Source organism: Pseudoxanthomonas sacheonensis (genome assembly GCF_010093305.1).
Classification (GTDB): Bacteria; Pseudomonadota; Gammaproteobacteria; order Xanthomonadales; family Xanthomonadaceae; genus Pseudoxanthomonas_A; species Pseudoxanthomonas_A sacheonensis.
Genome location: NZ_PDWS01000010.1, coordinates 32,825 through 58,208 on the forward strand (window position 1 = coordinate 32,825; position 25,384 = coordinate 58,208).

The window sequence follows — 25,384 nt, forward strand, 5'->3', positions numbered from 1 at the left end:
TCGGCATCCACTTCTCCTGGACCGCAATGAACTTCATCTCGACCCGCAATGCATCTCCCGCAGCCACCTTGAGCCAGGCCATCGCAGCCGGCCTTGCGCCGGACGGAGGTCTCTACGTTCCGGAAACCCTTCCTCCGATCCATTCCCTGGAAGTCGGCGCCGACCTGGCCGAAACCGCCACCCAGCTCATCGCACCGTTCTTCGAAGGCGACGCGCTTGCCGCCGAGCTGCCGGCGATCTGCCGCGAAGCGTTCGACTTCCCTGCGCCCCTGTTGCCGCTGGCGACCACCGACGACCATGTGCTGGAGTTGTTCCATGGCCCCACCGCCGCCTTCAAGGACTTCGGCGCGCGCTTCCTGGCCGCTTGCCTGACGCGCCTGCGCAAGCAGGAGGACCGTCCGCTCACCATCCTGGTCGCCACCTCCGGCGATACCGGCGCAGCGGTCGCCGCCGCTTTCCACAAGCAGCCCGGATTGCGCGTGATCGTGCTGTATCCCGATGGCCGCGTGTCGCCGCGCCAGGCGCACCAGCTGGGCTGCTTCGGCGACAACATCGCCGCATTGCGCGTGGCCGGTTCGTTCGACGATTGCCAGGCGCTGGTCAAGCGCGCATTGAACGATGGCGACCTGCAGGCGCAAGCGCCCATGAGTTCGGCCAACAGCATCAGCCTGGGCCGGCTGCTGCCGCAGATGAGCTACTACGCGCATGCCGCGCTCGGCCACAAGCGCGCGACCGGCGAAACGCTCAATGCCGTCATTCCCACCGGAAACCTGGGCAACGCCATGGCCGCGATCATCGCGCGCAAGCTGGGCGTGCCGCTGGGCCGCATCGTGTTGGCGACCAACGCCAACGAGGTGTTGCCGAAATTCTTCTCCGGCGCCGAATACGCGCCCGCGGCCAGCGTCGCCACCCTGGCCAACGCGATGGATGTGGGTGCGCCCAGCAATTTCGAACGCCTGCGCTGGCTGTACGGCGGAGACGATGCCGCGCTGCGCGCGGACTTCACCGCCGAAAGCGTCAACGACTACCGGATCCGCAATACCATCCAGAGCCGCTATGCGAAGCATGGAGAGGTCTTCTGCCCGCACACCGCCACCGCCGTGCGGGTGCTCGAGGATCTGCGCTCGCAAGGCGCGGCCGGCGATTGGATGGTGGCAGCGACCGCGCACCCCGCCAAATTCGAGAGCGTGGTGGAGCCTTTGATCGGCCGGCCGCTGGAAGTGCCGCCGGCGCTGGCGGACCTGCTGGCGCGGCCGGCCCATGCCGATCCGATTGCCGCGGAATATGAAAGCTTCCGGGCCAGAATCCTCGAAAAATAGCCTTGTCCCGCGCCTGGTCCGCTGTGCGGTGCGCCATGCCTGGCCCCCGCATTTCTGCCAACATGTCGCCATGAATATCAAAGGCAAGGCTACTTCGCTCGATATCGCGCACCTGGCGGGGGTCTCCCAGCCCACGGTTTCGCGCGCCCTGCGCGGCAGCCCCATGGTCAACGAGGAGACGCGCAAGCGCATCCAGGCCATCGCCGAACAACTCAACTACAAAGTCGACAAGAACGCGTCCAACCTGCGCACCCAGCATTCGGGAACCATCGCGCTGCTGTTCTTCGAGGATCCCACCCCCGACGACTCGCAGATCAATCCGTTCTTCCTGTCCATGCTGGGTTCCATCACCCGCGCTTGCGCCCTGCGCGGCTACGACCTGCTCATCTCCTTCCAGCAGCTGTCGACCGACTGGCAGGCCGATTACGAAGACAGCAACAAGGCCGACGGCCTGATCCTGCTGGGCTACGGCGATTATCTGGAATCGCAGTCGCGGCTGGAGCGCCTGGTGGAGCAGGGCACGCATTTCGTCCGCTGGGGCGCGGTGCTGCCGGGGCAGCCGGGCATCTCGATCGGCTGCGACAACTTCCAGGGCGGGCACGACATCACCCAGCATCTGCTGCGCCAGGGACGGCGCGATATCGCTTTCCTGGGCCATGCCTCCAATCACTACCCCGAGTTCTTCGAGCGCTACCGCGGCTACGCGCATGCGCTGCTGACCAGCGGGCAGAAGGTGCAGCCGGGCTTGCAGTTCGACGCCATCACCACCGAGCAGTCCGGTTATGAAGCGGCGTGCGAATTGCTGGAGAGGGGAACGCCTTTCGATGCGATCTTCGCCGCCAGCGACCTGATCGCCATCGGCGCGATGAAAGCCCTGCACGAGCGCGGCATGCGCGTGCCTGAGGATGTGGCGGTAGCCGGTTTCGACGACATCCCGATGGCGGGATTCGTCAACCCCAGCCTGTCCACCGTGCAGCAGGACACCAAATTGGCCGGCACGATACTGGTGGAGACCTTGTTGGCCCTGATCAACAACGAACCGGCGGAAAGCCGGACCATCCCGGTGACTTTGGCCTTGAGGCGTTCTTCCGGCGCCATCTGAAGCAACGTTGCGCGCCGCATCGAGGCGTGCTCGCCCGGGCGAATCCAACAGCGTCTGGTCGGCGGCGTAGACGCAGGTTGTAGGAGCGACGCAAGTCGCGAAGCCGTGAATCTGCGGGCTTCGCGACTTGCGTCGCTCCTACAAGAGCGCGCTATCGCTCTTTGCGGGTCATCGAATCCGCCAGGCGCGCGCGCAGGTCCTTGCGCGTCAACGGCCGGTCGAAAAACAGCACGCGCACGCCATGTGCCGGCACTTCGAGCCGTAATTGTTTTCCCGCTTTGATTGTCTTGCCTGTGAAAGCATCGCGCCAGGCGCCTGGCTGCAGGTAGTCGCCTACCGGAATCGTGCTGGCCGCCTCGCCCTTGTTCAGCAGCACCAGTGCGGTCTGGGCCGTGCCCTCATGCTGGTACACGCGGTAGAAAACGGCTTCGTCGCCTTTCATGCGCAGGTTGAACTGCAACCCTCGTTGCAACGCAGGCGACTCACGGCGCAGGTTGGCGATGCGCTTGAGCGCAGGATGGATGGGACTCTTGCCCGCCGCATCCACGCGCTCCTGCCCGTAGTAGTTGCGGTTGCCCATGTGCTCGGCGCGGCCGCGCATGAAGCCGGTTTCCGAGCCGTAGTAGACCGCGGGAATGCCGCGTGCGGTGAACAGCCAGTTGTTGGCGTCTATGAAACCTTCGTCGCTGGCGTTCATACGTGCCATGTCGTGGTTGTCGTAGAAGGTCACCAGGTCGTAGGGGTTGGCGTAAGGCCCGTCTTCCAGATAGAGCGCGGTGGCCAGCTCGGCGAAGTCCGTGCCTTTCTTCTCGAAGGTCGCCGCCATTTTTCCGCGCATCGGGAAATCCAGCACGCTGTAGTGCCCGTTGCGGTCCAGCGTGTGTCCAGCGATGGTCGCCGCGTCGTAGTTGAAGGCTTCGCCGAACATGAAAAATCCCGGGCGCTTGGCGCGGATGCGGTCGGCGAATTTCTTCCAGAACGAATGCGGCATCCAGGCGATGGTGTCCACCCGGAACGCGGCCGCGCCCTGGTCTATCCATTGCTCGTAGGCGCCCGCCAGGTATTCGAGCACGGCCGGATTGTCCTGGTTGAAATCGGACAATTGAGCCAGGCCGCCGCTGGTGTTGTAGAAGGCGTGCATGCGCTTGTGCGCCGGGTCCAGCTTGTCCGGGGCCAGGTTCTGGTGATCGGCGACCAGTTTGCCGTCGCGGCCGTAGACCTTGCCGTACTGCGGCTGCATCTTCGGCATGCTGTAGGCCGGCGAGCCGTGGTTGCCGACGATGTCCAGCACCACGTCCAGCTTCTGTTGCTTCATCGCTTTGGTGAAACCGGCGAAGTCCAGGCCCTCGCTGGGCAGGTGCTCGTCGAGCTTGTAGAAATCGACGCCCCAATAGCCGTGGAAACCGGTCTTGCCGCGGTCGGTGAACATGCCGCCCCACTTGGCGGCGTCGCCGCCGGTGAAGGCTTCGTCGGGATTGTCGACGATGGGCGTCACCCATACCGAGGTGAAGCCCATGTCGCGGATGTATCCCGCGTTGTCCAAGATGCCTTTGAAGTCTCCCCCCAGGTAGCCGATGTTGTCGGTTTCGCCCGGCGGCGCACCAGGGGTGGGCACGTCGAAGGTGCGGTGCTTGCCGCCCTGGTCGCGGTGGTCGTTGGAGGGATCGCCGTTGACGAAGCGGTCGGTCAGGACGAAGTAGATGGATTCGCTGGCGAAGGGTTCGGTAGTGCCATAGAACTCATCGGCGTCGCCGGCCAGCGCGCCGGTTGCGGCCGTCGATCCAGCGCACAGAACCGCAAGGACGAGCGTCTTCATGCGGGGCCAGCTCATACAAGGCAAGCTCATGCGACGGTCTCCTTGCGCACCATCAGCACGCATAGTCCTGCCACGATCAGACTGACGCCGCCGATCATCAGCGCATTGATCGGCTGGTTGCCGAAGAAGGTCTTCAGCAGGAAACCCAGCAGACTGGCGGCGGCCAGTTGGGGTATGACGATGAAGAAGTTGAAGATGCCCATGTACACGCCCATCTTCTTCGCCGGCACCGCGCCGCTGAGCAGCGAATAGGGGATGGCGAGGATCGCGGCCCAGGCGATGCCGATGCCGGCCATGGGAAGCAGCAGCCAATCCGGATCGCGGATGAAGTTGAAGGCGATGAACGACAGGCCTCCGATAACCAGGCAGACCAGATGGGTGGCGCGCAGGCCGATGCGACGCGACAGAGGCGCCAGGCCGAAGGCCGCTACCGCCGAGAATCCGCTGTAGGCGGCGAACAGCACGCCCACCCAGTCCGCACCGTCGTTGTAGGCCGCGGAGGTGGTGTCCGAGCTGTGGAAGTGCAGGGAAGTCACCGCGGGGGTGGTGTATATCCACATCGCGAACAGGGCGAACCAAGAGAAGAACTGCACCACCGCCAACCTCTGCATGGTGGCCGGCATGTTGCGTACGTCGTGGATGATCTCGCCAAGACCGCCCCCGTGCCTTCCTCCGGAGGTGACCAGCAGCAACAGCGCATAGACCGCCAGCCCGGCCGCCAGCAGATAGAGCGACTTGTCCAAGGCGTAGTGGCGGATGCAGAAGGCCAGGATCGCCGCGGGGATGGCGAACAACGCTACTTCCGCCGCCAAGCGCGTATTGGAAACGGGCGCGGGCGCGTCGACGGCCTCAGGCTCCGCGTCGTCGAAGCTTTGCAATTGCTCGGGCGGATATTCGCGCGTGCGGAGGATGGTCCAGCCCATGGCGCAGATCAGTACGGCGCCGCCGATGTAGAACGACAGGCGCACGCTGGGCGGAATCTCGCCCGCCGCCGCGGTGTTGGCTACGCCCAGCCGGCTGAGCATTTCCGGCAACAGGTAAGCCACGACCGCGCCGGCGCCGATGAAGAAGCTCTGCATCGCGTAACCGCGCGTGCGCTGTTCGGGCGGCAGCTGGTCGCCGACGAACGCGCGGAAGGGTTCCATCGAGACGTTGATCGACGCATCCAGCAGCCACAGCATGATCGCGGCGAACCACAGCACCGACGAGTTCGGCATCACGAACAGCGCAAGCGTGGCGAGGATGGCGCCGACCAGGAAATAGGGGCGGCGACGGCCCAGCCGGGTCCAGGTGCGGTCGGAGTAGTAACCGATGATCGGCTGCACCAGCAGGCCTGTCATGGGCGCAGCGATCCACAGGACGGCCAGATCGTCCATCTTCGCGCCCAGCGTCTGGAAGATGCGGCTCATGCTGCCGTTCTGCAAAGCGAAGGCGAACTGGATGCCGAAGAAACCGAAGCACATGTTCCATATCTGCCAGAACGAAAGCTGCGGTTTGCCGTTCGTGCCCGATCTGTTCATTCTGCGGTTTCCCCATGGCATCGCGCCTCGACCTTGGACATGTTGCAGGCAACGCGGCCGGAAACCATGCTGCACTGCAAACATTCGAAGGCTTCCGCATTGTCGCTTGCGCAGCGCCGCCGACCCTTCGCGATCGAATGAAAAGCGCTGTATTTTCCCTGCGCCGTCGGATTCCGGTGAGATTTCCGAGGTAGAGCCGCGAGCCATGGCCTCATGCGCATGCGCTTGTCTGCATACGTATTCATGGCGGACGCGCCGATAGGGCCGATGCCTGCGGGTGCGCGGCATGGAATAGTGGCGCCCGTTGTGCGGACAAGGCAGGATCGCAATTCCAATGCTGGGGATACGGATGGCGAACGATCGTTGGTGGCGCGGTGCGGTGATCTACCAGATCTACCCGCGCAGCTTCATGGATAGCGACGGCAATGGCGTGGGCGACCTGCCGGGCATCGTGGACAAGCTGGACTACATCGCCAGCCTGGGCGTGGACGCCATCTGGATCTCGCCGTTCTTCAAATCGCCGATGGCCGACTTCGGCTACGACATCGCCGACTACCGCGATGTGGATCCGCTGTTCGGAAACCTGGACGACTTCGACCGTCTGCTGGCCAAGGCGCACGGGCTGGGCATCAAAGTGATGATCGACCAGGTGCTGAGCCACTGTTCGGTCGAGCACGAGTGGTTCAAGGAAAGCCGCGAGAATCGCGACAATCCCAAGGCCGACTGGTACGTGTGGGCCGACGCAAAACCCGATGGCAGTCCCCCCAACAACTGGATGTCGCTGTTCGGTGGCGTGGCCTGGCGTTGGGAACCGCGGCGCGGACAGTACTACCTGCACAATTTCCTTTCCTCGCAACCGGACCTCAATTTCCACAACCCCGCCGTGCAGCAGGCCACGTTGGACAACGTGGAGTACTGGCTGAAGAAGGGCGTGGACGGTCTGCGGCTGGATGCGATCAATTTCTGTTTCCACGACCGGCAATTGCGCGACAACCCGCCCAAGCCGGTGGACAAGCGCGTAGGCCGCGGCTTCAGTCCCGACAATCCGTACGCTTTCCAGTACCACTACTACAACAACACGCAGCCCGAGAACCTGGTGTTCCTGGAGAAGCTGCGCGCTTTGCTGGACCGTTATCCGCAAGCGGCGAGCCTGGGCGAGATCTCGTCCGAGGACTCGCTGGCCACCATGGGCGAATACGTCAACGACAAGCGCCTGCACATGGGCTACAGCTTCGAACTGCTGACCGACGACTTCACGGCCGCCTACATACGCACCACCGCACAGGCACTGGAAGCGAAGATGGCCGATGGCTGGCCGTGCTGGGCCATTTCAAACCACGATGTGCAGCGCGCGGTCACCCGCTGGGGCGGCGCGGAAGCGACCGATGCGCTGGCCAAGCAATTGATCGCTTTGGTGTGTTCGCTGCGCGGATCGGTATGCCTGTACCAGGGCGAAGAACTGGGCCTGGGCGAGGCGGACGTGCCTTACGAAGCGTTGCAGGATCCGTACGGAAAAACGTTCTGGCCGAACTTCAAGGGCCGCGACGGATGCCGCACGCCGATGCCGTGGACCAGCGGCGCGAATGCGGGTTTCACTTCCGGGCAACCGTGGTTGCCGGTCGCCGATACGCATCGCGCCTTGGCGGTCGAAGTGCAGGAACGCGATCCCGCATCCACGCTCAATTCCGCACGCGCTTTCCTGCGCTGGCGAAAGACCATGCCGGCGCTGCAATGGGGCGACATCCGCTTCCTCGATACGCCCGAGCCGATACTCGCGTTCGTCCGCAGTTTCGATGGTCGGCGCCTGCTGGCGGTCTTCAACCTCTCCGCGGAAGCGGTGGAATGGCCTGTTCCTGCCGATATGCGTGCGCGGTCCATCGGCGGACACGGGCTGGTCGAAGGAAGTCTTGACGGAGATCTTCTGCGGCTTCCCGCCCGTGGCGTGTTCTACGCCGAAATCCAGTGACTCCCGAATTGCGATGACCGGCCATCGGAGATCGTCGCGATAGAGGGACTTTGGTCCTGGCCACTGATCCAACGTAGGCGCGAGGCTCCGTGAAGCCGTATGGGACCAGCCGATCGATGTTGCATTGCAGCGTGATCGATGCGACCCCCGCATGGCGATGAAACCGGTTTCCTGAAGCGGCGATCGATGACGTTTTCCGTGTCCGACTCCGCTCAAACGCCATGAATACGTATGCAACATAAGTTGTGCGGGGAACGCCACGACTACCATTGCCGCACGTATCGGGAGCGGTCTGCGTAACCGGACGCACTGGTTCGGGCGATTGCCGAAATGGCGGATCGCCGGCCTTTCAAAACTAGAAAACCAACCATGGGAGTGGAGGGGAGATGGTGAAGCTCAAGCGCAATCTGCTGAGCGTGTCCTTGGTGTCCGCGATGACACTGAGCGCCACGGGTGCTTATGCACAATCGACTGAAGAGACCGCGGAACAAACTCCGCAACCGGCCAGCACCGAAGCGACAGAGCTGGACCGGGTCACGGTGACGGGCATCCGTGCCGGCATCGAGGGCGCCATCTCGGTCAAGCGCGATTCCACTTCCATCGTCGAGGCGATCACGGCCGAAGACATCGGCAAGCTGCCGGACGTCAGCATCGCCGAATCCATCGGTCGCTTGCCTGGCCTGGCCGCGCAACGCGTCGCCGGCCGCGCGCAGGTGATCAGCGTGCGCGGTTTGTCGCCAGACTTCTCGACCACCACGCTCAACGGTCGCGAGATGGTCAGCACCGGCGACAACCGCAGCGTGGAATTCGACCAGTACCCGTCGGAACTGGTCAGCGGCGTGACCGTGTACAAGACTCCTGACGCCGGCCTCATCGGCCAGGGCCTGTCGGGCACCATCGACATGCAAACGGTGCGTCCGTTGAGCTACGACGGCTCGGCGGCCATCGTCGGCATTCGCGGCCAGCGCAACTCGCTGGGTTCGGCGGCGAACCAGGATGCCACCGGCTCCCGCTACAACCTCAGCTACATCGATCAGTTCGCCGACAACACCTTCGGCATTGCGCTGGGCTTCTCCTATTCCGACACGCCCATCCAGGAAAACCAGGTCGGCCTGTACGAGCCTTGGCAGGCCATTGGCGACAACTGGCGTCCAGGCGTGCCCGCCGGAACCTTCTATTCCGACGGCATCAAGGCGCTGCGCCGCACCGGCAACCAGACCCGCACCGGCATGATGGCCACGCTGCAGTACCGTCCTTCCAATGCCTGGACCAGCACGCTGGACATGTTCCACTCTTCGGCCGAGCAGGTGGATACCGCCAACCAGTTCGAAGTGCATATCGGCGACTACAACGGCGGCTTTGGCCGGTTGGACGTCACCAATCCGGCCATCAACGGCAACAACACCTTTACCGGCGGCACCATGGGTAATGTCTATCCGCTGGTGCGCGGCATGTACAACCGTCGCGAAGACGAGATCAACGCTTTCGGCTGGAACAACGACTTCACCGTCGGTCAGGCCCGCATCGTCGCCGACATCGGCTGGTCGCGCGCCAAGCGCGACGAACTCAACCTGGAGAACAACACCCAGATGCTGCCGGCGCCGCAGCTGGACACGTTGCAACTGCAGATCAGGAACAATGGCTTCTCGCAGATCAATCCGGGCCGGGACTACTCAAACCCGGACTCGCTGTTCCTGACCGGCACGATCTATGGTTCGGGTTACGGCAAGGTGCCGAAGGTGGTCGATGAACTGAAGACCGCCAAGCTGGCCGTTTCGCTGCCTGCACCGGGCTGGACCAAGTTCTTTTCGGATATCGATTTCGGGCTTAATTATGCCGAACGCGAGAAGAACAAGCGTCAGCCCGAAGGCAACATCAATCTCGGCGCGCAAGGCGACACGACCATCGCGTCGGACTTGCAATTCGATCCAGTCGATCTCGGTTTCGCCGGCGTTGGCTACATTCCCGCTTGGAACGTCCCGGGCGCGGTCGCGCGCTACATGACCTTCGAGCCCAGCGCCACGGCGTTCCCGTATCTGGTCGCCAAAGCCTGGGACGTGAACGAGGAGACCACCACCGCCTACCTGCGCGGCAACATCGACACCGAATGGGGCGATGTCAACGTGCGCGGCAACGTCGGCGTGCAGATCCAGCGTGTCGATCAATCCTCAGATGCAATCCGGCTCTCGAACGGAAGCGATCCCCAGCCGATCCATCTGGGCAAGACCATCACCGACGTTCTTCCGAGCATGAACCTGGTTTTCGGTTTCGCCAACGATCAGACCTTGCGCGTAGCGCTCGCCAAGCAGGTGGCGCGTCCACGCGTGGATCAGTTGCGTGCCTCGCTAGAAGTGAGCGCTTCCGATGGCCCCGACCAGAATAACGGCACCGGCCTGCGCAACAGCTTCGCCAGCGGCGGCAACCCGGAGCTGGATCCCTGGCGAGCCTACGCATTCGATATTTCGTACGAAAAGTACTTCGGCACCAGGGCTTATGTCGCGGCCGCCTACTTCTACAAGGATCTGCAGTCGTACATCTACACGCAAACCGATCCGTTCTACGACTTGTCCGCTTACACGGGCGACATTCCCCCGCACCCGAACTTTCCGGGCGTAGGTGTCAACCCGATCGGCAGCTATTCCAGACCGGTAAACGGAGAGGGCGGCACCCTGCAGGGTCTGGAGCTCACCGGCTCCTTGCCGTTCGATATGTTCAGCGAGGCCTTGAGCGGTTTCGGCGTGGTCGCCAGCGCGACGTTCAACGACAGCGACATCAAGATCCGCGACCCGGAAAGCGCCTCCAGCGTGGGCAGCGGCGACATCGACCTGCCGGGCCTGTCCAAGCGCATCTACAACCTGACGGTGTACTACGAAAAGAACGGTTTCGAAGCGCGCGTCAACCAGCGCCGTCGTTCGGACTTCATCGGCGAGATCGGCAACTTCAACGGAAACCGCACCTTGCGCTACGTCGTCGGCGAAAACATCACCGATGCGCAGATCAGCTATACCTTCAGCGACGAAAGCGCCTTCAGCGGATTGTCTCTGCTGCTCCAGGCCAGCAACCTGACCAACGAGGCCTACAGGACTTACGCCGGCAGCAAAGACCGTCCCCTGGAATACGTCGAATGGGGCCGGAGCTTCCTGTTGGGCCTGACCTACAAGTTCTGATCCGGAACTGATGGCAAAGAAAAAGGGCTGCGGAAAACCGCAGCCCTTTTTTGTTGTCCTGGTGGAGCGGAGGGGGATCGAACCCCTGACCTCCACGATGCGAACGTGGCGCTCTCCCAGCTGAGCTACCGCCCCAGGTACTGCGGAAGTTTAACGCCCCATCGGCGGTTCAGGCTAGCCCGCGGCTTCACGCGGCGGACCGAGCAGGGGCGAAAGCAGTGGTTCCAGCTCCGCACGGCGCCAGCCGGAAAGCGCCGTGGGCCAGTTTCCGGTTTCCTGCAATGCTTCCAGATAGCGACGCGACGCCAGGATGCCGTCGGGAAGGCCGAGCTCCGCGCTGCGTGCCGAGACCGCGTCCTGCAAGCGTTTCAGGGCGTTCTTGTCGTCGCTGCTGGCATTGCGCGCCCGCGGGGCCTGCAGCTCATCGGCAAGCGGAGTGCTGAGCGCCTGCCAGAGCGCATCGCCCAGTTTGCGCGGAGCCTTGGGGTGGGATTCGAGTTGCGCCTGCAGTTGGGCGCGATCGGCCGGGGGCGTGCGCGCAAGGTGGGTGGCCAGTTCGTTGTCCAGGATCCAGCTGCGCGGCTTGTCGCTGGTCCTTGCCTGCGCATCGCGCCAGCGCAGCAGGCGCAGCAGGCGTAGCTGGGCGTCCGCTTCCAGGAATTGCGCGCTGCGCATGGACAGATGCGGCCAGCGTTCGCCTTCCTCGGTGGCGTTGGTCAGCATGCGGGAGCTGTCCTGGTCCAGCCATTCGCGCCGGCCCAGCGCACGCAGGCGCGAATCCAGTTCGCGGTAGATCGCTCCCAGGTGCACCACGTCGTCGGCCGCGTATTCCAGCTGCGACTCGCTGAGCGGGCGGCGTAGCCAGTCGGACCGGGTTTCGCCCTTGGCCAAGGTCACGCCGGTGATTTCCTGCACCAGTTTCTGGTAGCCCATGCCGCCGCCCAGGCCGCATAGCGCGGCGGCGATCTGGGTATCGAACAACGGCGTCGGCAGCACGCCGCAATCGTGCGATAGCGCCACCAGGTCTTCGCTGGCGCTGTGCATCACTTTCAGCACGCCCGGGTCGGCCAGCAGCGGGCGCAATGCTTCGGCGATGCCGGGCGCCAACGGGTCGATCAGTAGTATTTGATCACCGATGGCCATCTGCACCAGGGCCAGCTGCGGCCAATAAGTGCGTTCGCGGACGAATTCGGTGTCCAGCCCCACCCACTCGGGCGGGGATTGCAGCTGTGCGCGCAAGGCGGCGGGTTCATCTATCCAAAGGGGCACGAAATCTCCACGTGAATGCATCGGTTGCCGGCTCGGGCGACAATAGCCTAACGTCCGGCGTACCGTTCGGGGCCGACATTGTGGAGGAAGATGCACGCAACCCGGTATCCGATGCGGTTGGCGAGGGCGGCTTTGGCGGCGTGCCTGGCTGCGTGTCTGGCCACCTGCACGCGCGCGCCCGACGCCGTGCCGCCGCCGGCTCCCGCCGCCGAGGCCGTCGATCCGCGCCTGCCCAGCATCACCGTGAGCGGCGATGAGACGGGTGCAGCAGCGTGGAACTGGCAGCCGCCGCGACGCGAATTGACCGCACAGGATATCCCGGCGGCCAAGCGCGATGCGGCCAGGGCGTTGGCGCAAAACAAACTGTACGCCGATGCCGGCGATGCGATTCCGTTGTACCTGGCGTTGAGAGCGCTGGCCCCGGAAGATCGTCAGATCGCCGACGGGCTGAAAAAATCGCAGCGGGCCCTGTTGAAGCAGGGCACGGCCGCTCTGCGCGATGCCGGCGACGATGCCGATGCCCTGAGCCTGGCGGGCGAAATAGGGGCGGTGGCGCGGACCCTGGCTCCGGACGACCCTGCGGTCGCCGCTTACCTGGCGCAAGTGGACAAGGCCGACCAGCTTTGGCGGTTGAATGCCGAAGGAGAGCGTCTGCTGCGCACCGGCCAGATCGGCAGGGCGGGCGAGGCGGCGCTGGCGCCTTTCCGTGAAGTGCTGATGTTGCAACCCGGGCAGGCACGCGCGTTGCAAGGCCTTGCGGCGAGCGAAAGCGCGATGATCCGGCAGGCCGAGGAAGCGGCCGCGGGCAGCGATTTCGAAGCGGCTTCGCGCTGGTTGGCGCGGGCGGCGCAGGTGCGCGATTCGGCTTCCACCGTGGAGGATGCGCGGCGGCGTGTCGGCGCAATCCGCAATGCGCGCATCGCCGGCTTGCGCGAACGCGGTATCGGCGACCTGACCACGCTTCGCGGCCAGCGCACCGCGCGGGTATTGCTGGCCGAGGTGCTGCGCATCGCCGAGCCGGGCGATCCAGTGGCCGCCGATTTCCGCACGCGTATCGATCTGGCCACGCACTACGGTTTGTTCAAGCCCGGACAGGCGTTCACCGACGCCATGGCCGCGGGCGGACGCGCGCCGGAAATGATGGTGGTACCGCATGGCGGGTTCCGCATGGGCGCGACGGAGTCGGAACTGGGTTCGGTGGAATCGGAGAAGCCCGCGCATTACGTGCGCTTCGATCGCGGTTTCGCCATGTCGCGCCAGGCCATTACCGTGGGCGAGTTCCGGCGTTTCGTGCAGGCCACGCGCTACCGGCCGCGCGCCACGCGGCGGGGGCATTCGGTCGTGTACGACGAGCGCAGCGGCAATTTCGCCCGCCGCAGCGGCGTGGACTGGCAGTCGGACTACGCCGGCGCAAGGGCCGCCGACAGCCTTCCGGTCCTCCATGTCAGCGTGCGCGATGCCGAGGCTTATGCGCAATGGCTGTCCGCGCAGACGGGCAAGAGCTATCGCCTGCCCAGCGAGGCGGAGTTCGAATACGCCCTGCGCGCAGGTACCCAGGGGCGCTATCCCTGGGGCAGCAGCGGCGTGCCTACTGCACGCTTCGGCAACCTGACCGGCGGCAACGACGTTTCGCCCAGCGGACGGCGCTGGAACAACGCCTTCGTGTCCTACGGCGACGGTTACTGGGGGCCGGCGCCGGGAGGCAGCTATCTTCCGAATGCTTTCGGGTTGTACGACCTGGGCAGCAATGTCAGCGAATGGGTCAGCGACTGCTGGCACGCCAGTTACCGCCGCGCTCCGGCGGACGGCGCATCGTGGTTCAATCCCGGTTGCCGCTCGCGCGTGGTGCGCGGCGGCTCCTGGGCCAGCTCGCCGACCCAGGCGCGTGCGGCATGGCGTTCGGCGTCGGATTCGGATATGACTAATGCGCGGGTGGGTTTCCGCGTGGTGCGTGGCATCTGAACAGGAGAGGGGAAATGAGGAACGACCCATTCGGCCAAGGCCGCTACGAACAGCAGCAGGGCGCGCCCCGGCGACGCGGGCTGTTCGGCAACGTGCGCTGGTGGATCCTGATCGCGTTCGCGGGCTATGCGGCCTTCAGCTGGTTCAGCAGCAAGGAGATCGATCCCTACACCGGCGAGGATGCGCACTACGGGGCCACGCCGCAGGAAGAATCCCAGCTTGGCGCCCAGGCCTATCAGCAGGTGCTCGGAGAGGCGCAAGCGCAGCGGGCGTTGTTGCCGGCCGACAACCAGACCAGCCAGCGGATCCGCCAGATCGCGCAGCGTCTGGTGGCGCGCGTGCCGCAGGTGGCGGCAGACCTGGCCGCCCTGCATCAGCAGCCGACGCCCGACCTGAGCAGCTACCAGTGGGACGTCAACGTCATCCAGTCCGACGAAGCCAATGCGTTCTGCCTGCCGGGCGGAAAGATCGCCGTCTACACCGGGCTGATACCCGTTGCCAAGAACGCCGACGCCATGGCGGTGGTGATGGGGCACGAAATCGCGCATGCGCTGCAACGCCATGGCGCCCAGCGCATGGCGCAGCAGAAGCTGGTGCAGATGGGGCAGGTGGCGGCGGGCGTGTCCGGCATGGACCAGTCCATGATGTCGGCCATCGGCGCCGCTACCCAGTACGGCGTAGTGCTGCCCTACGGCCGCAGGCATGAGAGCCAGGCCGATGAAGTAGGTCTGATGCTGGCCGCAGCGGCCTGCTTCAATCCGGAAGAAGCGGTTCCGCTGTGGGAGCGCATGTCCGAACTCGGCGGCGGCCAGCGTCCGCCCGAATTCGCTTCCACCCATCCCGATCCGGCCAACCGCATCCAGCATCTGCAATCGCTGATGCCGCAGGCCAAGCAGTTCTACCAGAAGTATTGCTCGCAGGGCGGCGCTTCCGGAACGACGGGCGCGCCATGATCAGGCCATCGTGTTTGCTGCTCGCCATGCTGCTTTTCGGCGGCCTGCATGCGCCTGTGCATGCGGAAGTGAAGGACCAGGCGCCGAATGGGTTCACCCTGGAGAACTCGCAGTGGGTGCCTGTCGATTCCGCCACGGCCTGGAAAGCCTTCGTCCACGATGTGGGCAAATGGTGGCCAGCAGACCATAGCTGGTGGGGCGATGCCTCGAAGCTTTCCATTTCCGAAAAAGCCGGCGGCTGCTTTTGCGAAATCAACGGCGCGCAGCAGGCCTGGCACATGACGGTGACCTTCGTCGATCCCGGCAAGCTGATGCGCATGACCGGCGGTCTGGGCCCCTTGCAGGGCATGGGTCTCAGCGGTGCGCTCGAGTGGCGCTTCGTGGAAGAGAAGGACGGCACCCGCATCACTCTGTGGTATCGCGCCGGCGGTTACACGCCCGACGATCTGGGCAAGTTCGTGCCGGTGATCGACAAGGTGCAGGGATTGCAGCTGGGCGGCTTGGCCGATTACTTGCGCAAGCGGAAGCCAACTCCGTAGGTCGGCCCCACGTGGCCGACGCACCGTAAACCGTGATTGCGCGTGCAGTCGGGGACGTAGCCCCGACCTACTAGAAGCTCATGAACAAGCCGCCATTCACCGGCACGTTGGCGCCGGTGATGTAGCCGGCCGCATCGTCGGTCAGGAAAGCGACGGTGCGGGCGATATCGCCCGGTTTGCCCATGCGTCCGGCGGGAATGGCGGCGGTGATCTTCGTCAGCACTTCGGTGGGCATAGCGCCGGTCATCGCGGTTTCTATATAGCCCGGCGAAATGCTATTGACGGTGATGCCCTTGGTGGCGACTTCGCGCGCCAGCGACATGGTGAAACCGTGCAGGCCGGCTTTGGCGGCCGCATAGTTGGTCTGGCCGAAATTGCCGGTCTGGCCGCTGACCGAACTGATATTGACCACGCGCCCGAAGCCGCGCGCCTGCATGCCGTCCACCGCATGCCCGCACAGGTTGAAGGCGCTGCCCAGGTTCACGTCCAGCACCGCATCCCATTGCGCTCGGTCCATCTTGCGCAGGGTCGAGTCGCGGGTGATGCCTGCGTTGTTGACCAGGATATCCAGTGAACCGTGCCGGTTTTCGATGTCGCGCACCAGCAGGCCGCAGCTTTGGTGATCGGCGACATCGGCCGCGGCGAAGTGGATGTCGTGGCCTTCCACTTCCTGCCTGAAAGAGGCGACGCGCTCTTCGCGGGAATCCAGGTCCACTGCGATCACCGTGCGCCCGGCCTGCGCCAGGGCCTTGCAGATTTCGGTTCCCAACCCGCCGATACCGCCGGTGACTACCGCTACGCGCTTGCTCATGCTTTTCGTTTCCGGTTTCATTTCGTCGACATTAAAAAAGCCCGCACAGCGATGTGCGGGCCCGGTATTGCGGTACGGGGCTTGGATTCGGAACTTTCAGCGCGTGCGCGATTTCGGCGCTTCGCGCTGCTGGGTTTCCGGCTTGACCGTCGGCCGGCCCAGGCCGCCGCTGAGGTTGCGCTGGAATTCCTGCCACAGCTCCATGTTGCGTTCGGTCAGCTGGTTCATCATGGTCCAGGGCGTCTGCCCCAGCATGCCGCCCATCTGCTGGCGGAATTGCTGCTGCTGCTCCATGAACAAGGTCATGCTGCGCTCCAGGTAGTTGCCCATGAAGCCCTGCATGGAATCGCCGTAGAAACGGATGATGTGGCTGAGCAGCTGCGTGGACAGGATCGGTTCGCCGTCCTGCTCCTGCTCGGTGATGATCTGCAGCAGCACGGTGCGGGTCAGGTCGTCGCCGGTCTTGGCGTCGCGGACTTCGAAGTCCTCGCCGTCGACGATCAGCTGGCGCACGTCCTCGATGGTGATGTAACTGGAAATTTCGGTGTCGTAGAGACGGCGGTTCGGATACTTCTTGATGATGCGGATCGCAGCCATGGAGCAATCACTCTAAACCAACTGACGTGCAGCATGACGCAGCGCAGCACCGCTTGCAACTGCCGGAGGGTGGGTTTGGCCTGTTCAGGAAGGGTGAAAATGCTGCGCAGCATTTTTGTCGCTCCCGTCCTTGCCAAGGAGGCTCGGAAAGCCCCAGAGCCCTAGGTCATCATCCCAGCGAAAGCTGGGATCCATCTTGATTTTCAAGACCGTCCAGACGAGAGCAAGAGCAAAATGGATCCCAGCTTTCGCTGGGATGACGACGTTAAAGACCGCATGCGGGCACGCCGTGGCGGTTCAGCAAGGGTCCTGGGAGGTCAGCAGGCTACCAACCCATGTACTGCCCACCATTGGCCGACAGGTTGGCGCCGGTGATCCAGCTGGCTTCGTCGGGAATGAAGAAGGACACCGCGTAGGCGATCTCCTCCGGGCTGCCCAGACGGCCGGTGGGGATCTGCGCGACGATCTTGTTGCGCACTTCCTCCGGTACCGCCATCACCATGTCGGTGCCGATGTAGCCGGGCGATACGGTGTTGACGGTGATGCCGAACTTGGCGTTTTCCTGCGCCAGCGAAATGGTGAAGCCGTGCATGCCGGCCTTGGCGGCGGCGTAGTTGGCCTGGCCGTACTGGCCTTTCTGGCCGTTGATGGAGCTGATCTGGATAACCCGGCCCCACTTGCGTTCGCGCATGCCCTCGATCACCGGACGGGTCATGTTGAATACAGAGTTGAGGTTGGTGTTGATGACCTCGTTCCAGTGCTGCGCGGTCATGCGGTGGAAGGTGGTATCGCGGGTGATGCCGGCGTTGTTGACCAGGATATCGACCGGGCCGAGTTTGGCCTCGACCTCGCGCACCAGCGCCTCGGCCTCCTCAGGAGAAGATACGTCGCCCTTGATCGCAGCGATGTCGTAGCCCTGGTCGCGCATCTGTTGCAGCCAGGCCTGGGTTTTTTCCTCGTTGCGGTAGTTGGTGGCTACCTTGTGGCCCATGTCGGCCAATTTCTTGCAGATGGCGGTACCGATGCCGCCGGTGCCGCCGGTTACCAATGCGACGCGTGCTGTCATGTGGGGGTTTCCTTTTCCGCCGGAAAGCGACGGTCTGCAAGGATTCTAGACAGCGTTGGCGTCAGCCGCGTTGTGCAGTGCAGCGAGTGATAAAGATGTCACGCGAGGCAATCGATCGGGGAGAAAAGCCCGCTTCGCCGACGCCAGGAAGGAAGCCGCATCGAAGCTCGCCGCGACCGCGGGGAAAGCCTGTCCCAGTACGAGCCAGGCCGCATGAAGCGCCGGCAGCGGATCGTTCGCGTCGATCGCAGGAGCCTCGGACGATTTGGACAATTTCTGGCCATGGGCATCGACGATGAGCGGCAGGTGCAGGTAGCGCGGCGTCGGCAGCCCCAATGCCTGCTGCAGCAGGATCTGGCGCGGCGTGGAATCGAGCAGGTCGGCCCCGCGCACGATATCGGTCATGCCTTGCGCCGCGTCGTCCACCACCACCGCCAGCTGGTAAGCCCATAAACCGTCGGCGCGCTTGAGAACGAAATCGCCGACCTCGCGCCAGACGTCCTGGGCGATGCCGCCTTGCAGGCCGTCTTCGAAAGAGATCGTGGCGCCTGGGGGCACGCGCAAACGGATGGCCGGATTGGGGCGCTGCGTCTTGCCCGTACAGTGGTGGTGGACGCCATCGCCGGCGGCCAGATCGCTGCGGCTGCAATGGCAGGCGAAGGCTTTGCCTTCGGCGAGCAACCGGTCCAGCGCGTTCTGATAAAGGGCCGAGCGCCGGCTTTGCCATTCCACCGCGCCGTCCGGGTGCAGGCCGAAGGCATCGAGAGTGGCGAGTTGCTGCACGGCAGCGCCAGCGACCTCGCGCGGCGGGTCCAGGTCTTCCATCCGCACCCGCCATTCTCCATGGGCATGGCGGGCCAGCAACCAGCTGCCCAGCGCGGCCACCAGCGATCCCAGATGCAGGGGACCGGTCGGCGAGGGCGCGAAGCGTCCACGGTAGCAAGGGAAGTCGGACATGGGGAAGTGGTTTCGGAAAGCTGAATCGTCGGTCACTTGCGCGCTTGAATTCAACTGCCGCCAACCGCAGATCGGTGTTCGTGGGCCGTTGCGGTCCGCATGCCTACCATCGAAATCCGCCGGAGTCCGTCGTGTTCAACCGCATTGCGTTGTTCCTTGCCACCAACCTGGCAGTCATGCTGCTGGCGGGTGTGGTCATGTCCCTGCTGGGAGTCAACCCCAACCAGATGAGCGGATTGCTGGTGATGGCGGCGATCTTCGGTTTCGGCGGCTCCCTCATCTCGCTGTTGCTGTCCAAGACCATGGCCAAACGCGCCACCGGCGCGCAGGTCATCGTGCAGCCGCGCAACGAGAGCGAACAGTGGCTGCTGGCCACGGTGCAGCGCCAGGCGCAGGCCGCCGGCATCGGCATGCCGGAGGTGGCGGTGTACGACGCGCCGGAAATCAACGCCTTCGCCACCGGCGCCAACCGCAACAATGCGCTGGTGGCGGTGTCGACGGGATTGCTCCGCAGCATGAGCCGCGACGAGGCCGAAGCCGTGCTGGGCCACGAAGTCAGCCATGTGGCCAACGGAGACATGGTCACCATGGCCTTGCTGCAGGGCGTGCTGAACACCTTCGTGATCGTGCTGGCGCGCGTGGTCGGCGGCATCATCGACAGTTATATTTCCGGCAACCGCGAGAGCCGCGGTCCGGGTTTGGCCTACTACTTGATCGTCATGGCGCTGGAGCTGGTGCTGGGCCTGTTCGCCACCATGATCGCGATGTGGTTCTCGCGCCGTCGCGAATTCCGCGCCGATGCCGGCGGCGCTTCGCTGGCCGGCCGCCAGAAGATGATCGCCGCCCTGGAGCGCCTGGACGCCAGCCACCGGCCGAGCACGTTGCCGGCGCAGGTGGAGGCCTTCGGCATCGCCGGCGGCATCGGCCAGGGCCTGAAGAAGCTTTTCCTGAGCCACCCGCCGATGCAGGAGCGAATCGCCGCTCTGCGCAACCAGGCCAGCGTCGTCAACTGATACAGGCGGCCGCTTCGGCAAGGAAAAGAAAAAGCCCGCTGCAAAGCGGGCTTTATTCTTTGGGGCCATGGCGCGGGAATCAGGAGAAGTCGTAGTTCATCAAGCCCGAAGGCGCAGCCAGGAAGAACCCTTCCACGTAGTCCACGCCCGCGCCGAACAGGAAGCTCATGGTGGCCGCGTCCTGCACGTATTCGGCGATGGTGGCCATGCCTTCGGCGCGCGCGCTCGGCGATCTCGCGGATCTTCGGCTGGTGTTCGGTCATTTTGGCCTGGTCTTCGGTGAAGCCGCGGTCGACCTTGAGGAACGCCGGTTTGAAGTGGGCGAGCAATTGGAACGAGTCCAGACCGGAACCGAATTTCTCCAGGCCCACCTTGCAGCCCAGGCGCGAAGCGCCGGCCAGGAACTCCTGCGCCTGCCGCAGGTGGGTGAACACCTTGGCCTCCTGCACCTGCAACCACAGCCGTTCGCCGGGCACGCCGTGTTCGGCGAGTTGCTGCCCGATCAGCGACAACAGGCGATCGTCGGCGAAAGAGAACGGGCTGATCTTGACCAGCATCCGCGTCTCGTGTCCGGCGCGCATGCGTTCGCCCAGGATCTGGATGGAGCGCTTCACCACCCAGCGGTCCAGCGCATCCAGCATGCCTTCGTCCTCGGCGATGCCAAGGAAGGCGTGCGGTTGCACCAGTTCGCCTTCGTTTTCCAGGCGCAGGAAAGCTTCGTAGAACTCGCCCGGCTCGCCTTGCAGGCTGACGACCGGCTGGTAGTGCAGGGCGAAGCCGTCGTGTTCCAGGGCTTCGCGCATCAGCCTGACCCAGCTCTGCACGCGTTCTTCCTCGGCGCGATCGACCGCGCCGGGGTCGAAGATTTCGCTGCGGTTGCCGCCCAGCGCGCTGGCGTTCTGCAGGCTTTCGCTGGCGCGGTTGAGCACCTGGCCGACGGTGGCGATTTTCTCGCCGATCTGCACGCCGCCGATACTGGCGGTGATGACGGCCGAACGACCGCCGACGTTGATCACGTGCGAAGCGAAAGCGGCGCGCACGCGCTCGCTGAGATCGGCGGTCTGCGCGTGGTCGCCCTTGAGCAGCAGGGCGAAACTGCGCTCGCCGAAGCGGGCGGCGGCGACGTCGTCGCTCAGCGTATCGCTGAGGCGCGCGGCCAGCGCTGCGATCAGCGCGTCGGCCGAATCCAGGCCGAAATCCTGCAGCAGGCGCTGATAGTGGTCCGGTTCGATCAGCAGCAGGGCGTGCTGGCCCTCGCCGCGCGCGGCTTCGCCGACCGCGTTTTCCAGGGCGTGCAGGAAGGTCGGACGGTTCAACAGGCCGGTGACCATGTCGCGCTGGCGCAGGCCTTCGACTTCGCGCGCCAGTTCCGGGTCCTGCTCGAATTCGCGGCGGCGGAACACCACCTGCACGCACGACTCGCCTTCGTAGCTGGCGGTGGCGAATTCCAGCGAGGCCGGGAAGCTTTGCCCCTCCAGCGTGCGGGCTTCCAGTTCGAAGCGCGCCGGCGCCTCGCCCTTGCTCAGCTTCTTCAGCAGCAGTTTGAACTCGGCCACGTACTGAGGCGCGACCAGGTCCAGCAGCGACAGGCCTTCCACGTCCTCGAACGACTCGAAGCCGAACATCTCCAGATAGGCCTCGTTGGCCCGGATATGCATGCCTTCGTGGATGTAGGCGATAGGGTCGCGCGAAGAGGCGATCAGGGCGTCGCAGCGGCGTTCGGTCTCGCGCAGCTGGGCTTCCAGCAGGCGCAGGGCGCGACGCGCTTCCAGATCCGCCCATTCCGATTGCAGCACCTTGAGCAGGTGCTCGTTGCGGCCGCGTATGGCCACGGCGCGCGCGCCCAGGGCCAGGTCGCCGATGAATCCGGTTTCGTCGATGGAATCGGCCAGCGCGATCACCGGGATGTCCTTGCCGCTGGCGGCCGCCTGCGCCAGCACGGCCTCGAGCGAAATCGTCCGCGAGGACTTGGCGGCCAGCACCAGGTCGATGGGCTGGGAAGCCAGCGTGGCGGCCAGTTCGGCTATATCGAGCGGGCGGTGGGGACGGATGGCGATGCCGCCGTTGCGGAATGCGCTGACGACCGCTTCGGCGTCTTCGCCGCTGTCGTCGACGATCATCAATCGAATCGTGGTGTCTTTGCCGATCTGCATGCAGCGTATCCGCCGGGGGAGCGGGTTTAATACACGATGAGTGCAAAGGCGTCCATCTTGGAGTTCGCCGAAGTGGGCGCTCAGTCCCGCCTTCGGCGTCGGCCGGGGTCAGAGCGGACGCTTTCCGGTGTCGCCGGCCACCTCGCGCACCAATCTGGGCACCAGATAGCCGGACACGCGGGCGGCGAGGGCGGCATGCAGCTTCTTGGCTTCATGGTCGGGAACCTCGAAATGGGCCACGCCCGCCACCCGGTCCAGCTGATGCAGATAGTAGGGCAGCACGCCGGCGGCGAAGCTGCGCTCGCCCAGTTCGGCCAGGGCCTGGACGCTGTCGTTGACTCCGCGCAGCAGTACCGCCTGGTTGAGGAGCTGCGCGCCGGTACCGCGCAGGTCGGCCATCGCGGCATCCACCCGGGCGTCGAACTCGTTGGCGTGGTTGGCGTGCAGCACCACCGCCACCGGCCAGGGCAGGCGGGCCAGCCACTGGAGCAGACCGGCGTCCACGCGCTCGGGCAGGACTACCGGCAGGCGGGTATGGATGCGCAGCCGCTTGAGGTGCGGGATGCCTTTCAGCGCTTCGGTGAGCTCGGCCAGCTTGGAAGTGGCCAGGGACAAAGGATCGCCGCCGGACAGGATCACTTCCTCGATGCTGGCGTCGGCGCCGATCGATTCCACGGCTTCGCGCCAGCCCGCACGCGCCGCGGTTTCCTCCGCATATGGGAAGTGGCGGCGGAAACAGTAGCGGCAGTTGACCGCGCAGCTGCCGGTGGCCACCAGCAGGGCGCGGCCCCGGTACTTCCGCAGCAGTCCGATGCCGGCGCGCGCGCCGGCATCGCCCACCGCATCGAGCGAGTCGAAGCCCGCCACCGTCCGCATTTCATCGTCCAGCGGCAGCACCTGGCGCAACAGCGGGTCGTGGGCGTCGCCTTTGCGCATGCGGGCCACGAATCCGCGCGGCACCCGCAGCGGGAACTGCGCCGCGGCGGCCTCGGAAATCCGGCCGGAGAGCGCTTCCAGTCCCAGCATCGACAGCAATTCCCGCGGGTCGCGCACCGCTTCGCGCCACAGCTGTTGCCAGCGGGCGGGCTGCGAAGAAGGTGGGGACAGGGGACTGGCGTGTAAGGAAACGGTGGCTGCGGGTATCATTGGCGGTCTGAAAACAAGCGCCTGCCGGTCCCGGCGGGCTTCCCATTCTATCCGGCCGGCCGCGACCTGCGGCGGGCTTGCCTTACCTTCAGGAGTTTCCCCATGGCCAGCTATGGCATGAACGACGTCAAGACCGGACAGAAGATCCTGGTCAACAACGAGCCCTGCGTCATCACCGAGACCGAATACGTCAAGCCCGGCAAGGGCCAGGCCTTCACCCGCATCAAGTACCGCTTCATCAAGTCGGGCCGCGTGGTGGAAATGACCATGAAGGCGACCGACGACGTGGAAGCGGCCGACGTGGTCGACACCGACATGCAGTTCCTCTATGCCGATGGCGAGTACTGGCATTTCATGCAGCCGGAGACTTTCGAACAGGTCCAGGCCGACAAGACCGGCGTGGGCGATGCGGCCAAGTATCTGAAGGGCGAAGAGCAGTGCGTGGTGACCTTGTGGAACGGCGTGCCGATCCAGGTGACCCCGCCCAACTTCGTCGAATTGAAGATCGTGGAGACCGATCCGGGCGTCCGCGGCGACACCTCCGGCGGCGGCGGCAAGCCGGCCACCCTGGAAACCGGCGCGGTCGTGCGCGTGCCGCTGTTCGTCAACCAGGACGAAATCATCAAGGTCAACACGCGCACTGGCGAATACGAGTCGCGGGTTAAGTAAGCCATATGACAGAGGCCGCCCGCGAAGCCTGCGACCTTCTCATAGAAGCCGGCCATGTCGTGCCGGTCGAACCACATGGCGTGGTGCTGGAAAACCACGCCGTGGCGGTTTCGCAAGGCAGGATCGTGGCGGTACTGCCGGCCGCCGAAGCGCACGCGCGCTTCGACGCGGCGGAAATCGTGTCGCGGCCGGAAGCGGCCCTGATCCCCGGCTTGATCAACTCCCACGCCCACAACCCGATGACCCTGCTGCGCGGCGTCGCCGACGACCTGCCGCTGAAAGTCTGGTTGCAGGAGCATATCTGGCCGATCGAGGGTGCGGTGATCGGCCCGGAATTCGTTGCCGACGGCGTGGCCCTGGCCATCGCCGAGATGCTGCGCGGCGGCACTACCTGCTGCAACGAGAACTATTTTTTCCCGGATGTGCAGGCCGCGACCTACAAGCGCTACGGATTCCGCGCGCGCGTGGGTCTGCCGGTGATCGATTTCCCCACCGCCTGGGCCAAATCGGACGACGAATACTTCGCCCGCGCCGGCGAAGTGCACGACCAGTGGCGCGACGACTCGCTGATCGCCACTGCCTTCGCTCCGCATGCGCCCTATACCGTGTCCGACGCCAATTTCGAGCACATCCGCATGCTGGCCGACCAGCTGGATCTGCCCGTGCATCTGCACCTGCACGAGACCGCGCAGGAAGTCGCGCAATCGCAGCAGAAGCACGGCCAGCGTCCCATTGGCCGCCTGGACCGGCTGGGACTGATCAACGACCGCCTGATCGCGGTGCACATGACCCAGTTGACGGAAGCGGAGATCCATCTGTGCGCCGAGCGCGGCGTATCGGTGGTGCATTGCCCCGAATCCAACCTCAAGCTGGCCTCCGGTTTCTGCCCGGCCTGCGCCTTGCAGAAGGCGGGCGTGAATCTGGCCATCGGCACCGACGGCGTGGCCAGCAACAACGACCTGGACATGTTCGGCGAAACGCGCACTGCGGCGATCCTGGCCAAGGCGGTGGCCGACGATGCCGCCGGCTTCGATGCTTTCAGTGCGTTGCGCGCGGCCACGCTGGGCGGCGCCAAGGCGATGGGCTTCGACCATCTGGTGGGTTCTATCGAGCCCGGCAAGCAGGCCGACCTGGTATGCGTCGACCTTTCCGCGCTGGAAACCCAGCCGCTGCACCATGTGGTGTCGCAACTCATCTACGCCACCGGCCGCCACCAGGTCAGCGATGTCTGGATCGCGGGCAAGCCCAAGCTGGCCCGGCGCGAGCTGGTCGACATGGACATGGCTGGAATACTGGCCAACGCCAAACAATGGCAGGCGCGCATCGCCGCCATCCTGCGTTGACCCCATCGGATTCAGG

General features: G+C 64.7%; 18 protein-coding genes, 1 tRNA gene and 1 pseudogene. 10 read left to right on the plus strand and 10 right to left on the minus strand.

Features of this window, described 5'->3' with window-relative positions:
• The first annotated feature begins 26 nt into the window (after positions 1 to 26).
• The gene (gene thrC, locus CSC73_RS10050) at positions 27 to 1,319 is read left to right on the plus strand and encodes a threonine synthase (RefSeq protein WP_163840393.1); all 1,293 of its coding nucleotides are present in this window, start codon (positions 27 to 29) and stop codon (positions 1,317 to 1,319) included.
• Positions 1,320 to 1,389: 70 nt separating this feature from the next.
• Positions 1,390 to 2,421, plus strand: coding sequence for a LacI family DNA-binding transcriptional regulator (locus tag CSC73_RS10055; protein ID WP_163840302.1), 1,032 nt, complete (start codon positions 1,390 to 1,392; stop codon positions 2,419 to 2,421).
• Positions 2,422 to 2,572: 151 nt separating this feature from the next.
• On the opposite strand, the gene CSC73_RS10060 is transcribed toward CSC73_RS10055, so the two are convergent.
• Together CSC73_RS10060 and CSC73_RS10065 are read right to left on the minus strand one after the other, a co-directional pair.
• Entirely contained in the window at positions 2,573 to 4,237 is a 1,665-nt protein-coding gene (locus CSC73_RS10060; protein WP_211840862.1) for an alpha-amylase family glycosyl hydrolase, read from the minus strand.
• Positions 4,238 to 4,263: 26 nt separating this feature from the next.
• A complete protein-coding gene (locus CSC73_RS10065; RefSeq protein WP_163840303.1) occupies positions 4,264 to 5,757 on the minus strand; it encodes an MFS transporter in 1,494 nt (497 codons plus the stop codon).
• A gap of 349 nt (positions 5,758 to 6,106) precedes the next feature.
• Between CSC73_RS10065 and CSC73_RS10070 the strand changes: the two genes are divergently transcribed.
• On the plus strand, positions 6,107 to 7,723 hold the full coding sequence (locus CSC73_RS10070; RefSeq protein WP_163840304.1) for an alpha-glucosidase family protein: 1,617 nt from the start codon (positions 6,107 to 6,109) through the stop codon (positions 7,721 to 7,723).
• A 386-nt stretch (positions 7,724 to 8,109) separates the two neighbouring features.
• On the plus strand, positions 8,110 to 10,890 hold the full coding sequence (locus tag CSC73_RS10075) for a TonB-dependent receptor (protein WP_163840305.1): 2,781 nt from the start codon (positions 8,110 to 8,112) through the stop codon (positions 10,888 to 10,890).
• A gap of 59 nt (positions 10,891 to 10,949) precedes the next feature.
• On the opposite strand, the gene CSC73_RS10080 is transcribed toward CSC73_RS10075, so the two are convergent.
• Positions 10,950 to 11,025: transfer RNA gene (locus CSC73_RS10080), tRNA-Ala, on the minus strand.
• 39 nt (positions 11,026 to 11,064) lie between these two features.
• Positions 11,065 to 12,159 (minus strand): ribonuclease D, encoded by a 1,095-nt coding sequence (gene rnd / locus CSC73_RS10085; protein WP_163840306.1) that lies wholly within the window; start codon positions 12,157 to 12,159, stop codon positions 11,065 to 11,067.
• 90 nt (positions 12,160 to 12,249) lie between these two features.
• Between rnd and CSC73_RS10090 the strand changes: the two genes are divergently transcribed.
• The 3 genes from CSC73_RS10090 to CSC73_RS10100 are packed head-to-tail and all read left to right on the plus strand — an operon-like array spanning position 12,250 to position 15,613.
• The gene (locus tag CSC73_RS10090) at positions 12,250 to 14,121 is read left to right on the plus strand and encodes a formylglycine-generating enzyme family protein (RefSeq protein ID WP_163840307.1); all 1,872 of its coding nucleotides are present in this window, start codon (positions 12,250 to 12,252) and stop codon (positions 14,119 to 14,121) included.
• 14 nt (positions 14,122 to 14,135) lie between these two features.
• The gene (locus tag CSC73_RS10095; RefSeq protein WP_163840308.1) at positions 14,136 to 15,074 is read left to right on the plus strand and encodes a M48 family metallopeptidase; all 939 of its coding nucleotides are present in this window, start codon (positions 14,136 to 14,138) and stop codon (positions 15,072 to 15,074) included.
• A complete protein-coding gene (locus tag CSC73_RS10100; RefSeq protein ID WP_163840309.1) occupies positions 15,071 to 15,613 on the plus strand; it encodes an SRPBCC family protein in 543 nt (180 codons plus the stop codon). Before CSC73_RS10095 ends, CSC73_RS10100 begins: the two co-directional genes overlap by 4 nt.
• Before the next feature lie 70 nt (positions 15,614 to 15,683).
• Here CSC73_RS10100 and phbB (CSC73_RS10105) read toward each other — a convergent pair whose 3' ends face one another.
• The 4 genes from phbB (CSC73_RS10105) to gluQRS form a co-directional block, all read right to left on the minus strand.
• Positions 15,684 to 16,424 carry an acetoacetyl-CoA reductase gene (gene phbB, locus CSC73_RS10105; RefSeq protein ID WP_163840310.1) on the minus strand — a complete coding sequence of 247 codons (741 nt, stop codon included), beginning with the start codon at positions 16,422 to 16,424 and terminating at the stop codon, positions 15,684 to 15,686.
• A 96-nt stretch (positions 16,425 to 16,520) separates the two neighbouring features.
• Positions 16,521 to 17,021 (minus strand): polyhydroxyalkanoate synthesis repressor PhaR, encoded by a 501-nt coding sequence (phaR, locus tag CSC73_RS10110; RefSeq protein WP_093279799.1) that lies wholly within the window; start codon positions 17,019 to 17,021, stop codon positions 16,521 to 16,523.
• Between the two features lie 325 nt (positions 17,022 to 17,346).
• Positions 17,347 to 18,087: a beta-ketoacyl-ACP reductase gene (phbB, locus tag CSC73_RS10115; protein WP_163840311.1), complete on the minus strand. Its 741-nt coding sequence runs from the start codon at positions 18,085 to 18,087 to the stop codon at positions 17,347 to 17,349.
• A gap of 45 nt (positions 18,088 to 18,132) precedes the next feature.
• On the minus strand, positions 18,133 to 19,044 hold the full coding sequence (gene gluQRS / locus CSC73_RS10120; protein ID WP_163840312.1) for a tRNA glutamyl-Q(34) synthetase GluQRS: 912 nt from the start codon (positions 19,042 to 19,044) through the stop codon (positions 18,133 to 18,135).
• 131 nt (positions 19,045 to 19,175) lie between these two features.
• On the opposite strand from gluQRS, the gene htpX reads away from it, so the two are divergent.
• Positions 19,176 to 20,057, plus strand: a complete 882-nt coding sequence (gene htpX, locus CSC73_RS10125; RefSeq protein ID WP_163840313.1) for a protease HtpX — start codon at positions 19,176 to 19,178, stop codon at positions 20,055 to 20,057.
• 79 nt (positions 20,058 to 20,136) lie between these two features.
• Here the strand turns inward: htpX and CSC73_RS10130 are convergent.
• A pseudogene (locus CSC73_RS10130) lies at positions 20,137 to 22,210 on the minus strand (EAL domain-containing protein).
• Positions 22,211 to 22,318: 108 nt separating this feature from the next.
• Positions 22,319 to 23,356 (minus strand): EF-P beta-lysylation protein EpmB, encoded by a 1,038-nt coding sequence (gene epmB / locus CSC73_RS10135; protein ID WP_163840314.1) that lies wholly within the window; start codon positions 23,354 to 23,356, stop codon positions 22,319 to 22,321.
• Positions 23,357 to 23,458: 102 nt separating this feature from the next.
• On the opposite strand from epmB, the gene efp reads away from it, so the two are divergent.
• Together efp and CSC73_RS10145 are read left to right on the plus strand one after the other, a co-directional pair.
• Positions 23,459 to 24,025, plus strand: coding sequence for an elongation factor P (efp, locus tag CSC73_RS10140; RefSeq protein WP_163840315.1), 567 nt, complete (start codon positions 23,459 to 23,461; stop codon positions 24,023 to 24,025).
• Between the two features lie 5 nt (positions 24,026 to 24,030).
• Positions 24,031 to 25,368, plus strand: a complete 1,338-nt coding sequence (locus tag CSC73_RS10145) for a TRZ/ATZ family hydrolase (protein ID WP_163840316.1) — start codon at positions 24,031 to 24,033, stop codon at positions 25,366 to 25,368.
• Positions 25,369 to 25,384 lie beyond the last annotated feature (16 nt).